Genomic DNA, 14,575 nt, shown 5'->3' with positions numbered 1-14,575 from the left:
TATGACACGTGTAACAGTGTGGAACGAATTTTTACATGAAAAAGAAGATGATGCGGTGCTGGCTATTTATCCAGACGGAATTCACGGACAAATTGCTAGTTTCCTAAAAAAAGCTGGAATTGACGCGGGAACGGCTACTTTAGAAGAGCCTGAACATGGTCTTACCGAAGAAGTGTTAGCGAATACGGATGTACTGATTTGGTGGGGACACATGGGGCATGACCGTGTAGAAGACAAGATTGTCGATCGTGTGCAAAAACGCGTGTTAGAAGGTATGGGACTTGTTGTACTACATTCTGGTCATATGTCGAAAATCTTTATGCGTCTAATGGGAACAAGTTGTGATTTAAAATGGCGCGAAGCAAATGAAAGAGAAAGGCTTTGGGTAGTTGACCCAACACATCCGATTGCAAAAGGCATTGGTGAATTTATCGAGTTGGACGAGGAAGAAATGTACGGCGAGCATTTTGACATTCCAACACCTGACGAACTAATTTTCTCAGGTTGGTTTGAAGGCGGCGAAGTTTTCCGAAGTGGGATTACCTACAAACGAGGAAATGGTCGAATTTTCTATTTCCAACCAGGCCACGAATCCTATCCAACATATCACCATCCGGATATTCAGCAAGTAATTATTAACGGCGTACATTGGTGCGCGGAAGGTCGGAAGAATTATCCGGCATACGGAAATCACCAACCACTTGAAAAAATAGGGAGGAAATAAAAATGAAATTAGGCGTTTTTACACCATTATTTGCTAATTTATCATTAGAAGAAATGTTAGATAAAGTGAAAGCAGCAGGGCTTGATGCTGTAGAAATTGGCACAGGAGGAAACCCTGGGAATCATCACTGCCTGACGGACGAACTTTTGGCAAGCGAAGCAGCACGCAAAGAATACTTAGAAAAATTTACTAGCCGGGGATTAACGATTAGTGCATTTAGTTGTCATGATAATCCGATTTCTCCAAATAAAGAAGAAGCGGCAGCGTCCGATGAAATTTTACGAAAATCAATTAAACTAGCTTCATTAATGAATGTTCCGGTTGTTAATACATTTTCTGGAACAGCTGGTGATAGTGATGATGCTAAAGCGCCGAACTGGCCGGTTATTCCTTGGCCGACTGTTTATAGCGATATCAAAACGTGGCAGTGGGAAACAAAATTAATTCCATATTGGAAAGAAATTGGCGAACTTGCAGCAGCCAGTGGCGTTAAAATTGGTATTGAACTACATGGTGGCTTCTTATGTCATACGCCATATACCATTTTAAAACTGCGGGAAGAAACAAATGATTCTATCGGGGTTAATTTAGACCCAAGTCATTTATGGTGGCAAGGAATCGACCCAGTTGGTGCTATTAAAATCCTAGGAAAAGCTGGAGCAATTCATCATTTCCATGCTAAGGATACTTATTTAGATCAAGATAATATTAACATGTATGGTTTAACTGATATGCAACCATATGGCGATGTACAAACGAGAAGTTGGACATTCCGTTCGGTTGGTTGTGGGCATAGTTTGACAGAATGGTCGAATATTATGAGTGCACTTAGAACATATGGCTATGATTATGTTGTCAGCATTGAACACGAAGATCCATTAATGTCGATTGATGAAGGTTTCGACCGTGCTGTAACAAACTTACAATCGATTTTAATTAAAGATAAACCACTAGATATGTGGTGGGCTTAACGATAAGAAAGGGTGTCTTAGGATGAAAAAATATCAATTAGTAATTGTTGGTTACGGCGGGATGGGAAGCTATCATGTAACGCTTGCATCCGCTGCTGATAATTTGGAAGTTCACGGCGTATTCGACATTCTAGAAGAAAAACGCGAAGCCGCTGCTGAAAAAGGTTTGAAAATCTACGAAAGCTTTGAAGCTGTTTTAGCGGACGAAAAAGTAGATGCGGTTCTTATCGCAACACCGAATGATAGCCATAAAGAACTGTCTATTACTGCGCTCGAGGCAGGTAAGCATGTTGTTTGCGAGAAACCAGTGACGATGACAAGTGAAGATTTATTAGCAATTATGGATGTAGCAAAAAAAGTAAACAAACATTTTATGGTTCATCAAAATAGACGCTGGGACGAGGATTTCCTAATTATTAAAGAAATGTTTGAACAAAAAACGATTGGTGAAATGTTCCACCTAGAATCACGTGTCCACGGAGCAAATGGAATTCCAGGAGATTGGCGTCATTTGAAAGCACATGGCGGTGGGATGGTGCTTGATTGGGGTGTGCATCTACTTGACCAATTGTTATTCCTAGTCGATAGCAACGTGAAATCTGTATCTGCTAATCTAAGTTTTGCGCTTGGGGATGAAGTCGATGATGGCTTTGTCACGTTCATTACTTTTGAAAATGGCATCACTGCTCAAATTGAGGTGGGGACAACGAACTTCATTAAACTACCTCGCTGGTATGTCAAAGGCACAGAAGGAACTGGAATTATTCATGATTGGGATTTAAGCGGGGAAATCGTCAAACCAACCGCACTCGCTAAAACGTCTGAGCCAACACCAATTAAAGCTGGGCAAGGATTAACAAAAACAATGGCACCACCAAGCGAGGAAGCAACTAATACATTATCACTTCCAGCGCCTGCCAAATTAGCTCCATCTTTTTATAATAATTTTGTTGATGTTTTAAATAATAAGAGTGAACCAATCGTTCAAAACGAAGAAGTTTATCAAGTTTTAAAATTGATTGAAGCCATATTTGAAGCGGCTGAGACGAATCGAACTATCCGTTCTATTTAAAAAAGATGTTTTAGCTTCCTAATTTGTGGAAAACACTACTATGGAGATAAAGAATTCTTCATTAGAAAATATTCTAATTAGGAGGCAATATCAATGAGCGAAGATAAAGGCATGAAAGACAAAGCAAAAGGACTTAAAGATAAAGTAGTAGGTGACGCAAAAGACAAATTCGGTAAAGCAACAGATGATAAAGGCAAACAAGTAGAAGGTAAAGCACAAAAAGCTAAAGGCGAAGTAGAAGATAAAACCGGCGACGCTAAAAAGAAATTATCCGAATAAGTTAAAAAGCAGGCTTGAAAAATATAAGCCTGCTTTTGTCTATTAAGAGAAGCAAGTCAAACCATCAACTTCATAAGAGAAAATATCATAATAAAAATAAAAACGCTTTGCTTGCCTCTTATTCGGAGGCGATGCAAAGCGTTTTTATTTTTCTGCTAAATATTTAATTTTATCAGGGACATTATTGATTTTTTTATAATTAACAACCATTTTGTTCTCACCAACAAGTACCTTAAATTGTTCGTTCTTAGTTAATTCTTTTTCTGAATAGAAAGTTAGTTGTTTTTGTTTTCCTTTGTCATCATAAACATTTGATACATATTTGAACCCTTTGAATTGATTTTTTTGAACGGGTTTTCCAGCGTCTTCTACTTTCACGTAATAGGATTTTACTGCGGCATCAGTTGGCATCGCATACTCCCAAATCGCGCAAACAGTTAGAAGAACTGCAGCTAATAACATTAAACCTCTTTTTTTAGTAAACATTTCTTCCTCATCCTCTCTTGATTTGTTTTATTACATTAAGTTTACAACGAAATGACGAATTTATCCCTTTTGTTAACTAACAAAATTCACTAGTAATCTTACAATTTTGTCAGAAAGGTGACAAAGTGAAATCATAAAAGATTGTGAAGTTACAAAGCAGTCTTTTTTTAACTACTAAATGTAGAAACTACCAGAAAAATAAGCACTAGAAGTAGTGGCATTTTTATAGTTGAAATATGCTCGAAAACACACAATTGTCGGAAAAAATTTTTTTATTTGCTGAAAACCTTGTCGTTATCATTGTTTTGGCAATTTCTACAATAAAATCAGAGCACTATATCTTGCATTCACATAAAAAAAGTTATACTATATATAGTATCGAAAGCGAAATATTGCTTCATCGCCTTTTAACTTTTATCAGGGGAATTTGCTCCTTTAAAAGTTAATTTTTTTGCTCCATGGAACGACCACAAATAGTTCAGCGGACGAATGAAAAGCGCAAAATGAATCAGATATTTTTACAACGAGGAAAAAAGGATGAAATGGGGATTGCAAATGACAACTTACATAGTAAAAGACGGGGGAAACAGAAAGCTACCTTTTGACAAAAGCCGATTGGATGGATATTTAGAGAAAATCCATGAAGAATTTCCAAAACTTGATTTAGAAGATTACAAACGTAAGGTTTTTAATTTTGTAGAGAAGAAGGAAGATTATGCGGCTGACGAATTAGTCGATTATTTAATTAGGGAAGCAGAAGCTCGTACAGATATTCATATTCCTGAATGGGAACATTTCGCGGCACGCCTTTATTTAAATAAATTATACAAAAAAGCGAGTAAAAATCGTTTTTATAATGACGATGATAAATATGGTTCGTACGTTGGACTTCAAGAGAGTTTAGGCGAACGTGGTATTTATTCTGGCAATATTCTAAAAAATTATTCTAAAGAAGATTTGATTGCAGCGGGGAAATTAATTGACCCTGAAAAAGATAAATTGTTTACGTATAATGGTTTGTATTTACTTGCGACTCGTTATTTAGCAACGGACTCTGAACGTAATGTGTATGAGTTGCCACAAGAACGTTGGTTAACTATCGCACTTTATTTAATGCAAAATGAACCAAAAGAAAAACGAATGAAACTAGTGGAAGAAGCATACTGGGCTTTAAGTAACCTATATATGACTGTTGCTACACCGACACTTGCGAACGCTGGAAAAGTTGGCGGTCAATTGTCTAGTTGTTTCATTGATACTGTAGATGATAGCTTGCAAGGTATTTATGACAGCAATACAGACGTTGCTAGAGTTTCTAAGCACGGTGGTGGTGTTGGCGCATATCTTGGGTACGTTCGTTCAACAGGAGCTGCTATCCGCGGGGTAAAAGGCGCAAGTGGTGGCGTTATTCCTTGGATTAAGCAATTAAATAATACGGCAGTGAGCGTGGACCAATTAGGCCAACGTAAAGGTGCGATTGCTGTTTATTTAGATGTTTTCCATAAAGATATCGAATCTTTCCTTGATTTACGTTTAAACAATGGAGATCAACGTTTACGTGCACATGATGTATTTACTGCAGTTTGTATCCCTGATATTTTCATGGAAGCTGTAGAGCGTCGCGGCGAATGGTATTTATTCGACCCACATGAAGTAAAAGCGAAAAAAGGCTGGTACCTACAAGATTTCTACGATGAAACAAAAGGGGAAGGTACTTTCCGCGAAAAATATGACGAATTAGTAGCTGATGAAACAATCAGTAAAAAAATCGTTAAAGCAATTGATATTATGAAACGTGTCATGATGAGTCAATTAGAAACAGGGAATCCATTCATGTTTTACCGTGATGAAGTAAACAGAATGAACCCTAATAAACATGAAGGCATGGTGTATTCTAGTAACTTATGTACAGAAATCATGCAAAACATGAGCCCAACAAAAATGATTCAAGAAATTATTTCCGGAGATCAAATTGTTATTACAAAACAAGCGGGAGATTTTGTTGTATGTAACTTATCTTCTGTTAACCTAGGTCGTGCGGTAGTAGCGGAAGAAGGCACTTTAGAACGTTTAATCGAAGTGGAAGTACGTATGCTTGATAATGTTATCGACTTAAACGAACTACCAGTACCACAAGCAACTATTACGAATCAAAAATATCGTTCTATCGGGCTTGGGACATTCGGTTGGCATCACCTGCTTGCTCTTAAAAATATCGCGTGGGACTCCGAAGAAGCAGAGAAATATGCGGATGAATTATATGAACAAATTAACTATTTAGCTATTCGCGCAAGCAACAAACTAGCGCAAGAAAAAGGTGCTTACAAAGTCTTCAAAGGCAGCGACTGGAATACAGGAGAATATTTCGCGCGTCGTAACTATAACTCACCTGAATGGCAAGAATTAGCAAAAGAAGTAGCAGAGAAAGGTTTGCGTAATGCATATCTTGTAGCTGTAGCACCAAATATGAGTACAGCGCAAATTGCTGGATCCACTGCTTCAATCGACCCAATATACAGCGCGTTCTACTATGAAGAGAAAAAGGACTACCGTCGTCCCGTAATCGCGCCAGACTTAAACTTAAGCACATACCCGTACTACGAAAAAGGTGCTTACAAAGTAGACCAATTCGCAAGTGTTCGTCAAAACGGTCGTCGTCAACGTCACGTAGACCAATCATTAAGCTTTAATTTCTACGTGCCAAGTGGTATCAAAGCAAGTAAATTACTGGAACTACACATGACCGCTTGGAATGAAGGACTAAAAACAACTTACTATGTCCGCTCTAACGATATCGATGTTGAAGAGTGCGAATGGTGCTCAAGCTGATACATCTCTAAAATACTTTACACTTAGTACAAAATGAAAGGGAGGGCTTGCCTAGATGGCTAACCAAAAAGAACAACTTACACGTATTAAAATTTTAGAACCTTTATTTCCTAATCGTTCTACTTCAATCATAAACGGAGAAACAAGTGGGATTTTAAATTGGAATGACATCCCGTATCCTTCTTTCTACCGTGCGTATAAAGAACTTTCTACTAACTACTGGATTCCAGATGAAGTAGACATGAAAAGCGATGCAAAACAATACCCCGCTCTTTCAGAACAAGAAAAATATGCTTTTGATGCAATTATTGGCTTACTTGCAACACTGGATTCTCCGCAAACACGTTTTATTTATAACATTGCGGAATACATTACCGATCCAGCTGTTCATGCAAACGCAGCGATTATCGCGCAACAAGAAGTAATTCATAATGAAAGTTATTCCTATGTACTTGCATCTATTACAAATTTACAAGAACAAAATCGTGTATTTGAACTTGCGAGAACACATCCGACAATCATCAAACGTAATGAGCCAATCATGGACGCATATGATGATTTCATGAATAACAAAACAGGCGAAACACTTGTTAAAGCTTTAATTCAATCTTCTATTTTAGAAGGAATTAATTTCTATAGTGGTTTTGCTTACTTCTACAACCTAGTTCGTCAAAATAAAATGACTGGAACAGGAAAAATCATTAGTTTTATCAATCGTGATGAATTAGCTCACTCGAAATTTATATCTGAAGTAATCCGGGCAATCCTTGGGGAAAATCCAGAATTACAAACAGATGAGCTAGTAGAATACACGCATGATGCTTTCCGCCATGCAGTTGAACTTGAAACAGAATGGTCTGAAGAAGTACTACAAGGTATTGAAGGTATTGATGTGGAAGAAATGGTTGACTACGTGAAATATCGTGCCAACAAAATGCTAGGAATGCTTGGTATTCCTGAACTTTATCCAGGACATAGTGATAACACAATGACATGGATTAAAGCTTATGCAGACAACTTTACAGAAACAAAAACCGACTTTTTCGAAATGCGCAATTCAAGCTATAAAAAAACGAATATGGATAACGGATTCGACGATTTATGAGAATCTTGTTAGCCTATGATTCTCTAAGCGGTAATACGAAAATGGTGGCAGATGAAATTGAAGAGATATTGATAAGCGAAGGACATGAAGTTGTGTCCTTTCGCGTATCTCCTTTAGCCGAGTATCCGCTTGATGAGGATTTTGACTTGTACGTGTTGGGGGCATGGACAGTCGACTACGGAAGAACACCGCCAGATATGAAAGATTTTATCGCGGAACTAGCCGTAAAACCCAAGAATGTAGCCGTTTTTGGTACTGGGGAAACACAATGGGGTATGGATTTTTATTGCGGAGCTGTCGACCGAATGGCAAAATATTTCGGAACAAGCTACCCAACCTTAAAAATAGAACAAATGCCACACACCGAGCAAGATGTGGCTGACATAGACAATTGGGTCAAGAAAATTTTAGCGCTAAGGAGTGGAATCAAATGACAAGTATTGAAATTAAAACACCTGAAGAGTTCCAAGCTCATATTAATGGGGAAGAATTAGTATATGTAGATTACTGGAAAGACAATTGTCCTAATTGTAAAATGCTTGATCTTTCTTTTGCTGAATTCAAAAACTCTGAAATCGCAAGCAAAGTCAAAGTATTAAAAGTAAAATTAGAAGAAATGGGCGAAAATTTCTTTTTTGATCGTGATGTACAACAAACACCAACGCTTGTACTTTACAAAGGCGGCGAAGAAATCCATCGCTTAAATGGATTTATTCCACCAAACAAAATTGAAGAAGCTATTTCTTTGAACGCATAATCGAAAGAGCAGAAGTTTCCTTATGATTAGGTGACGGACTGCTCTTTTTTGTTGAATTTATTTAAAGGAGCGAAAACGTTGAAACATTTACAAGATGAAATTACTGCTTTTTTAAAAGAACGAAATTGGTTAGAACAATATAATCACCCAAAAGATTTAGCCATATCGTTGTCGCTTGAAGCATCCGAATTACTGGAATGCTTTCAGTGGAAGACAGATGAAGTAGCGTTAAAAGAAAACCGGGAAGAAATTTTAAAAGAGGTAGCTGATGTGATGATTTACGCGCTTCAAATTGCGGAAAGTATGGGGGCGGATGGGGAAGAGTTAGTGAAATCGAAGCTAGCTGAGAATCGAATGCGGACTTGGCCGAAGAAATAAGAAAAGCAGCTTTCACCAATTTTCTTGGTAAAGCTGCTTTTTAATTTTAATAGGAATAAGCGCGTTTGCGGCGTTTTTTGGAACGAATCATTGCAAAAATTCCTGCAACAACTAAAATAACAGAAATGATGCAAACACCAAAACCGATAAGTCCAGTGATGCTAAACGAAAAACCAAAACCAATTAAACCAATCAGAAGTATAACTAAGCCAGCTAATTTCATTTAAAAGCTCCTTTCAGAAATCTTATCTCTATTATAAAGGAAGGACGAGAAAAAAATAAGACTTTAAAGAGAAAAACTTTTTAAAGATGAAAAACACTGATAGAGCATCAGTTCGCATAATTCTAAAATAGTCAAGACTGCAAAGCAAAAAAAATATCTGTTATAGTAAGAAAGTGAGAGAGGCAAGGAGGACAACATATGGATTTTAAAGAGTACCAAATTTTAGCAAATAGAACTGCAGCAACACATGAACAGGCATTGACGAATTACGGACTTGGTATAGCTGGAGAAGCCGGTGAAGTTGCTGATTTGATTAAGAAATATGCTTTTCATGGACACGATTTAGATAAGGATGCGTTAACGAAAGAACTAGGAGATGTTCTTTGGTATGTATCGCAAATTGCTAAATGGGCGGATATAAGCATGGAAGCCGTTGCCGAATTAAATATTGAGAAGCTGAAACGCCGCTATCCTCAAGGGTTTTCAGCAGAACGAAGCAAACTCCATATCGATTAAAAAAACGTTTGTATTTAAGCAATTCCTTAAATACAAACGTTTTTTAGTCTTCTAATGAGCTAGAAAACCTACTGAACAGCGTATAAATGACATATTGGATAATCGAAAAGTAAAACACAAAATTCCAGAAAGGCCAGTGAAAAACACTAAACATAATTTGGATGGAATCGATTGGTTGTGTGAGTAAATGAATAGAATGTAGACGCGAGAAACGACCAATATAAATGGCATAACTAGACAATAAGATTAAACCAATCAAAAGCAATTGATAACTTAACCAACTAGTCCAATTAAATCGTCTTCTTATTTCGGCAAGCATTTTTGCAAAGGACCAAAAGCCGATAAATAATCCAAAGAACACACCCACGACAATATAAGTAAAGTGGCGCCATAACCATGGTGAAGTGGAAAGAATTCCTTCTGCTCCGTAAATCTCTAAGCGCTTTAAATGTAACAAGTCAGTTAGAAGATAAGGCGCATTTGGAAAAAATACTAACCAAACAATACCCAATGGCCAAAAAATCCACCATACGCGAGGTTTTCTAGTCAAAAACACAGCTATTTCAAAAGGTATATAAGCAAGCCCGACATTTAAAATTAAAAAAGTATACGTGTCTGCAGTAAAATGCAAAACAAGAAAATATCCGAGTAAAAAAGCTCGGCAAATCCAAATTGCTTTCGTCATGTAATAGTCACCTCGTGCTTGCTATTGTATCACAATTTGAGTTGCCGAGGATAACTTAACCTGCTAAATGAAACAAAAGTACTAAAATTAGCCCAAAAGCGGAAAGTAAAACAGAACCGATAAAGGCTGCCACAAAAGGCTTCCCGCCCATTTTTCCAAAAGAAGGCAAGTGGACATTTAGTCCAAGTCCGCCCATTGACATAGCAATAAGGAAATAGGCACAGACAACGAGGAAATTTGTAATGGACGCAGGAATGATGCCGAAACTGTTGATAGCACTTGTAGCTAAAAATCCGAAAATAAACCACGGTACAGGAAGTTCGGCCCAGGAAAAGCGATTATTTGTTCCAGCGTTCACCATTTTTGCAACGACGAAGCAGACAGGAACAAGCAGCGCCACACGTGTTAATTTGACGATAACGGCCATGTCAACAGCAGCAGTACCACCGGGATCCGCCGCCGCAATAACGTGCGCAATCTCATGAAGCGTAGCCCCCGCAAAAATACCATATCCATCTGGACCAAGTGGTAAAATTGGGTAAATTAGCGTATAAACTATCGTAAAAATAGTCCCAAGTAGCGCGATAATTGTAGCTGCTACAGCAGTTTGGTTGTTATCTGCTTTTACTTGTGGAGAGATAGCCACAACCGCTGCCGCTCCGCAAATTCCAGTTCCGCAAGCAACGAGAATTGCCAGCTTTTTATCTACTCCAAAAAGTTTCGCTAAAAAGTAAACAACGGTAATACCAAAACTTAAACATAGGGCAGCAATCAAGAATACACGCCACCCAGCATCATAAATATCAACTAAATTTAAGCGGAAACCAAGTAAAATAATCCCAGCACGCAGAATAACTTTATTTGAAAATTGAATCCCAGTAAACCATTTATCTGGAACAGGAAAAAGTGCACGAATAATGATACCAATTAATATGGCAGTTACAAGTTGTCCTAGAATCATTAAAAATGGCAGTTTCGCTAAAAAATAAGATAGGGTAGCGATACAAAATGTGAGCGCGATACCATACCAAAATGTTTTTGTTTTAAATAAAACTTGACTCATATTTATCCCCCTTTCTGCTATGCTTTTACTTTACCATTTCTAGTTTTATTAGTAAAATTTATATTAATTATATTATTGATAAGAAATATTTATGGAGGTAATCTAATGGATGAAGCATTACGAACGTATATAAGAGTAGTAGAATTACAAAGTTTTACGAAGGCTGCCGAAGAGTTACATATTTCTCAGCCAGCTGTTTCATTACAATTAAAGAAACTAGAGGAGAGATATGAAACAGAACTGATTTATCGCCAAGCGAAAAAATTTGTTTTAACAGTGACGGGAGAAATGCTCTATCATCGTGCTAAGCAATTAGAAGGCTTATATAAACAAGTAGAAGATGAAATCAGTTTGTATCATCATCATTTAAAAGGGCGACTACGAATCGGCGCAAGTTTCACAATAGGAGAGTATTATTTGCCAGCGTTAATTGCTGAATTTCATGCGCGTTATCCAGATATTACTATTGAACTAATCATTGAAAACACGGCAAAAATTGCTGATAAAGTCGAGTTGCTACAAGTGGATGCAGGGCTTATCGAAGGACAAGTGAGTAAAAAAGAGTTAGAGATAAATGCTTTTACGAATGATGAAATGTGCATTGTCGGGCGGGCGGATGGTTCACTTGCGGCAATCAAGCAAGGTGCTACGTGGATTGCGCGGGAAGAAGGTTCTGGAACACGGGAATATTTGGATCATGTATTGAGTACAAATGGCTGGAATGCCGCGGAAAAAGTGGTTGCTTGGAGTAATATGGCGGTCAAACAAATGGTGCTTGAGGGAATGGGATATACGGTGATTTCTAGATGTGTCGTTAAAACAGAAATTGCAGAAGGGAAATTACGCGTTTTTAATGAAGCGGGGAGTTTTATGCGAAAATTTTCCATTTTAAAAAATAAGCAAAGACTAGAAAATCGAATTGCAGAAACCTTTTTAACCTTTTTAAAAGAAAACCGGTAAATAAAACTAGCTTTTTAACAAGCTAGTGATTACAATGAGAAAGAATACATTTTAGAAAGGGAGAAGCAATGAAAGAATATTTTATAGATCGTTCCTATAAGGCTTCTATGGGGATTGCGAATGCGGTTCTTGTAACGCTTGGAATTGGGCTTCTTTTGCAGACAATTGGACAGATGACAGGAATTTCATTTCTTGTAACAGTTGGTGCAATTGGCAAAACGATGTTAATTCCGGGAATTGGTGTTGGAATTGCGATGTGCTTGCACGCAAATACACTCGTGACGATAAGTGCGGCTGCATCTGCTGTTATTGGTGGTGGGGCAGTAGTGACTTTGGCTGGTGGTGGCGTGGGTATTACTAGTGGAGAACCGGTTGGCGCTATTTTAGCTGTTATTGTGGCGGTTTGGACAGGGAAGAGAGTTACTGGGAAAACGAAATTTGATATGATTTTGATTCCAGGTGTTTCACTTTTAGCAGGTGGGCTTAGTGGTATTTTGTTTGCAAAGATTATGGCGCCTATTTTAGCTTCTGTAAGTCTTGGAATTAGTTCATTGATTGGTGGCTCGCCGCTCTTTTCATCGATGGTTATTGCTTTTGTGTTTGGTTTACTTATTCTTAGTCCGGCCTCATCTGCTGCGCTCGCGATTGCGCTTCAACTTGATCCAACAGCAAGTGCTGCGGCATTGATAGGCTGCTCGGTTCAATTTGTATCTTTTGCAGTTTTGAGTTATCGTGATAACAACTGGGGTGCATTTTTTGCGCAACTTATCTGTACACCAAAACTACAAACACCGAATATTATTAGAAAGCCTAGTTTGATGTTAGTTCCTCTGTTAACAACGCTAATTGCTGGACCTCTTGGTGTGATGGTATTCCACATTCAAGCCGCAAGTGAAGTCGCAGGCCTCGGTTTATGCGCCTTTGTTGCACCACTTTATTTAATAGCAAATTACGGATTCAGCACGCTTGCTGCTTTTATTTTGGTAGCAGTTGTCTTGCCAGGTGTTATTGCACTTGTTGTCAGACCGATTCTTATTAAAAAGGAACGCCTAAAAACAGGTGATTTAACGATTGAGTTGCAGTAGAATAGTTTAAAAAGTAGGGCTTAATAGCGCTACTTTTTATATGGGGATTTTGAATAAGCTTAGGTTATATCATCCGCCCAAGCAGCATCAATTTGGTGGATTTTCACTTCAAGTACTAAAATCTACTAAGTGAAAACAAGTAGTTTTGTAACTTAATGGACACATTTTTTCGGAAAAAGCCATATCTAAATAGAAAATTTTCGTGTAAAATATAACATTGAAAGCAATAAAAATTAAAGAGGTTCAAATTATGGAAAAAAGTGGATTTGTTGCAGATCCGATTTATGGAGAAATCAAGAATGAGATAATGGCCAATACGTTGGAAAATGGCGAGAAAGTGGACATAGAAGACATCATGAAACGATTTCAAGTCAGCAAACGAGTAGCTTTTAGTGCGCTCCATTGTTTACATAAGAGTGGTATTGTGTGCAAGAACATCGGAGAAAGCGGTTTTTCAGTCGCAGTGAATAGTGAAGCCGAGCATCGCGAAAAATCACGATTAAAGTTAGCTTTTTTTCATCTAAATTATGCAGTACAAAAACTACAAGAACAAGATGCAGAAATATGCGCAACATGCCTTCGTAAGGAGTTAGTTTATATAAAACTAGCTGCTAAAGAGCAAGACACAGATGTATTTATAAATCACGTGAAAAACTTTTATGCTTGCATGATTCACTATACTGAAATGCCAGCAATGGAGAAAAATATCGATATATTGAGTCAAACACTGCGAAATATGAAAGAAAAGAATGAAAAGTTGTTTTTCGAAGCTTTTACGATGGATGTCTCGCAGGCCTTAGAAGATTTAGTAACGCATTTAGAAGCGAAAGAATTTGAAAAATGTCACTCAGTCATTCAACATTTTTATGATAAAAATATCTCTATCTTGTTTTCAGAATCAAAAAACCCCGAATGACGAATTCGTCACGCGGGGTTTTTCTTTTCGGATGAGCTTGTCTTGCCACTCATCTGATGGGCCGGACCATGTCTGGATGTTTCTGAATAAACATACAACAATCGGAAAACGGTGAGGCATTTTTAAACAAGTAGGCGAATTATTTGTCTTGCTACTTACTTCTCAAGATATTCTAACTTACGAATAAATGAGCGCCCATAACTTGCTTAAATAGTGGCCAGGAATGATACGATACTTTATTCGCTTATTTACCAATGTAGTGAGGATAATAATATTGATAAACGAGCGACGTAACGAAATTCCGTCTTCCTACAACTAAGTTAGCATAAAGTCCTTGACGCGGCGTATACTCCTCGCCTTCCTCCTGTAAGCTAACGATAGCTGCTTGACACTAAAATCCTTCACCAGACGTTTGCCGGCATATGACAAAGCTGAGAAAAAAATCAGCTTGTACACCAAGTTTGAGTCATTCGCATCACCTTTTCTTTGTTCGTTGTACTATCTATATAACCGTTCTAAATAAATG

17 protein-coding genes are annotated in these 14,575 nt (G+C 37.7%); 13 read left to right on the top strand and 4 right to left on the bottom strand.

What is annotated here, in order from left to right; translation table 11 throughout:
• The first annotated feature begins 1 nt into the window (after window position 1).
• The 4 genes from HRK21_RS02670 to HRK21_RS02655 all read left to right on the top strand — a co-directional run bounded on the left by HRK21_RS02670 (window position 2) and on the right by HRK21_RS02655 (window position 3,046).
• Window positions 2-724 carry a ThuA domain-containing protein gene (locus tag HRK21_RS02670; protein ID WP_070005860.1) on the top strand — a complete coding sequence of 241 codons (723 nt, stop codon included), beginning with the start codon at window positions 2-4 and terminating at the stop codon, window positions 722-724.
• 2 nt (window positions 725-726) lie between these two features.
• On the top strand, window positions 727-1,695 hold the full coding sequence (locus tag HRK21_RS02665) for a sugar phosphate isomerase/epimerase family protein (RefSeq protein WP_070005861.1): 969 nt from the start codon (window positions 727-729) through the stop codon (window positions 1,693-1,695).
• 22 nt (window positions 1,696-1,717) lie between these two features.
• Entirely contained in the window at window positions 1,718-2,767 is a 1,050-nt protein-coding gene (locus HRK21_RS02660; RefSeq protein ID WP_069887834.1) for a Gfo/Idh/MocA family protein, read from the top strand.
• Between the two features lie 93 nt (window positions 2,768-2,860).
• The gene (locus tag HRK21_RS02655) at window positions 2,861-3,046 is read left to right on the top strand and encodes a CsbD family protein (RefSeq protein ID WP_003722282.1); all 186 of its coding nucleotides are present in this window, start codon (window positions 2,861-2,863) and stop codon (window positions 3,044-3,046) included.
• 144 nt (window positions 3,047-3,190) lie between these two features.
• Here HRK21_RS02655 and HRK21_RS02650 read toward each other — a convergent pair whose 3' ends face one another.
• Window positions 3,191-3,532: a YxeA family protein gene (locus tag HRK21_RS02650; RefSeq protein ID WP_003739518.1), complete on the bottom strand. Its 342-nt coding sequence runs from the start codon at window positions 3,530-3,532 to the stop codon at window positions 3,191-3,193.
• A 537-nt stretch (window positions 3,533-4,069) separates the two neighbouring features.
• Here HRK21_RS02650 and HRK21_RS02645 point away from each other — a divergent pair.
• From HRK21_RS02645 to HRK21_RS02625, 5 genes are all read left to right on the top strand, one after another.
• Window positions 4,070-6,361 carry a ribonucleoside-diphosphate reductase subunit alpha gene (locus tag HRK21_RS02645; RefSeq protein ID WP_003729561.1) on the top strand — a complete coding sequence of 764 codons (2,292 nt, stop codon included), beginning with the start codon at window positions 4,070-4,072 and terminating at the stop codon, window positions 6,359-6,361.
• A 55-nt stretch (window positions 6,362-6,416) separates the two neighbouring features.
• Entirely contained in the window at window positions 6,417-7,466 is a 1,050-nt protein-coding gene (locus tag HRK21_RS02640) for a ribonucleotide-diphosphate reductase subunit beta (RefSeq protein ID WP_069887835.1), read from the top strand.
• A complete protein-coding gene (locus HRK21_RS02635; RefSeq protein ID WP_069887836.1) occupies window positions 7,463-7,900 on the top strand; it encodes a flavodoxin in 438 nt (145 codons plus the stop codon). Before HRK21_RS02640 ends, HRK21_RS02635 begins: the two co-directional genes overlap by 4 nt.
• Complete coding sequence (locus tag HRK21_RS02630) at window positions 7,897-8,223, top strand: thioredoxin family protein (RefSeq protein ID WP_003739515.1); 327 nt, start codon at window positions 7,897-7,899, stop codon at window positions 8,221-8,223. Before HRK21_RS02635 ends, HRK21_RS02630 begins: the two co-directional genes overlap by 4 nt.
• A gap of 78 nt (window positions 8,224-8,301) precedes the next feature.
• Window positions 8,302-8,601, top strand: a complete 300-nt coding sequence (locus HRK21_RS02625) for a nucleotide pyrophosphohydrolase (protein ID WP_003739514.1) — start codon at window positions 8,302-8,304, stop codon at window positions 8,599-8,601.
• A gap of 46 nt (window positions 8,602-8,647) precedes the next feature.
• On the opposite strand, the gene HRK21_RS02620 is transcribed toward HRK21_RS02625, so the two are convergent.
• Window positions 8,648-8,824, bottom strand: a complete 177-nt coding sequence (locus HRK21_RS02620) for a hypothetical protein (RefSeq protein ID WP_003729556.1) — start codon at window positions 8,822-8,824, stop codon at window positions 8,648-8,650.
• 198 nt (window positions 8,825-9,022) lie between these two features.
• On the opposite strand from HRK21_RS02620, the gene HRK21_RS02615 reads away from it, so the two are divergent.
• A complete protein-coding gene (locus HRK21_RS02615; protein ID WP_003739513.1) occupies window positions 9,023-9,340 on the top strand; it encodes a nucleoside triphosphate pyrophosphohydrolase family protein in 318 nt (105 codons plus the stop codon).
• Window positions 9,341-9,383: 43 nt separating this feature from the next.
• Here the strand turns inward: HRK21_RS02615 and HRK21_RS02610 are convergent, their stop codons facing one another.
• Window positions 9,384-10,025 carry a DUF1361 domain-containing protein gene (locus HRK21_RS02610; RefSeq protein ID WP_069887837.1) on the bottom strand — a complete coding sequence of 214 codons (642 nt, stop codon included), beginning with the start codon at window positions 10,023-10,025 and terminating at the stop codon, window positions 9,384-9,386.
• A gap of 55 nt (window positions 10,026-10,080) precedes the next feature.
• On the bottom strand, window positions 10,081-11,088 hold the full coding sequence (locus tag HRK21_RS02605) for a YeiH family protein (protein WP_070005862.1): 1,008 nt from the start codon (window positions 11,086-11,088) through the stop codon (window positions 10,081-10,083).
• A 105-nt stretch (window positions 11,089-11,193) separates the two neighbouring features.
• On the opposite strand from HRK21_RS02605, the gene HRK21_RS02600 reads away from it, so the two are divergent.
• The 3 genes from HRK21_RS02600 (at window position 11,194) to HRK21_RS02590 (ending at window position 14,049) form a co-directional block, all read left to right on the top strand.
• Complete coding sequence (locus HRK21_RS02600) at window positions 11,194-12,048, top strand: LysR family transcriptional regulator (protein WP_070005863.1); 855 nt, start codon at window positions 11,194-11,196, stop codon at window positions 12,046-12,048.
• 68 nt (window positions 12,049-12,116) lie between these two features.
• Window positions 12,117-13,133, top strand: coding sequence for a PTS sugar transporter subunit IIC (locus tag HRK21_RS02595; protein ID WP_070005864.1), 1,017 nt, complete (start codon window positions 12,117-12,119; stop codon window positions 13,131-13,133).
• Window positions 13,134-13,383: 250 nt separating this feature from the next.
• On the top strand, window positions 13,384-14,049 hold the full coding sequence (locus tag HRK21_RS02590; RefSeq protein WP_069887841.1) for a GntR family transcriptional regulator: 666 nt from the start codon (window positions 13,384-13,386) through the stop codon (window positions 14,047-14,049).
• The last annotated feature ends 526 nt before the right edge of the window (window positions 14,050-14,575 follow it).

Origin of the sequence: Listeria monocytogenes, assembly GCF_013282665.1 — a bacterium.
GTDB lineage: Bacteria > Bacillota > Bacilli > Lactobacillales > Listeriaceae > Listeria > Listeria monocytogenes_C.
This window is presented reverse-complemented; position numbering and strand designations above follow the sequence as displayed.

Bases quoted from the DNA above. Each gene is read 5' to 3' on its own strand.
- HRK21_RS02660 (WP_069887834.1), top strand. From the start codon at position 1,718: ATGAAAAAATATCAATTAGTAATTGTTGGTTACGGCGGGATGGGAAGC.
- HRK21_RS02610 (WP_069887837.1), bottom strand. From the start codon at position 10,025: ATGACGAAAGCAATTTGGATTTGCCGAGCTTTTTTACTCGGATATTTT.
- HRK21_RS02595 (WP_070005864.1), top strand. From the start codon at position 12,117: ATGAAAGAATATTTTATAGATCGTTCCTATAAGGCTTCTATGGGGATT.
- HRK21_RS02645 (WP_003729561.1), top strand. From the start codon at position 4,070: ATGAAATGGGGATTGCAAATGACAACTTACATAGTAAAAGACGGGGGA.
- HRK21_RS02640 (WP_069887835.1), top strand. From the start codon at position 6,417: ATGGCTAACCAAAAAGAACAACTTACACGTATTAAAATTTTAGAACCT.
- HRK21_RS02615 (WP_003739513.1), top strand. From the start codon at position 9,023: ATGGATTTTAAAGAGTACCAAATTTTAGCAAATAGAACTGCAGCAACA.
- HRK21_RS02655 (WP_003722282.1), top strand. From the start codon at position 2,861: ATGAGCGAAGATAAAGGCATGAAAGACAAAGCAAAAGGACTTAAAGAT.
- HRK21_RS02620 (WP_003729556.1), bottom strand. From the start codon at position 8,824: ATGAAATTAGCTGGCTTAGTTATACTTCTGATTGGTTTAATTGGTTTT.
- HRK21_RS02605 (WP_070005862.1), bottom strand. From the start codon at position 11,088: ATGAGTCAAGTTTTATTTAAAACAAAAACATTTTGGTATGGTATCGCG.
- HRK21_RS02650 (WP_003739518.1), bottom strand. From the start codon at position 3,532: ATGTTTACTAAAAAAAGAGGTTTAATGTTATTAGCTGCAGTTCTTCTA.
- HRK21_RS02665 (WP_070005861.1), top strand. From the start codon at position 727: ATGAAATTAGGCGTTTTTACACCATTATTTGCTAATTTATCATTAGAA.
- HRK21_RS02590 (WP_069887841.1), top strand. From the start codon at position 13,384: ATGGAAAAAAGTGGATTTGTTGCAGATCCGATTTATGGAGAAATCAAG.
- HRK21_RS02600 (WP_070005863.1), top strand. From the start codon at position 11,194: ATGGATGAAGCATTACGAACGTATATAAGAGTAGTAGAATTACAAAGT.
- HRK21_RS02635 (WP_069887836.1), top strand. From the start codon at position 7,463: ATGAGAATCTTGTTAGCCTATGATTCTCTAAGCGGTAATACGAAAATG.
- HRK21_RS02630 (WP_003739515.1), top strand. From the start codon at position 7,897: ATGACAAGTATTGAAATTAAAACACCTGAAGAGTTCCAAGCTCATATT.
- HRK21_RS02670 (WP_070005860.1), top strand. From the start codon at position 2: ATGACACGTGTAACAGTGTGGAACGAATTTTTACATGAAAAAGAAGAT.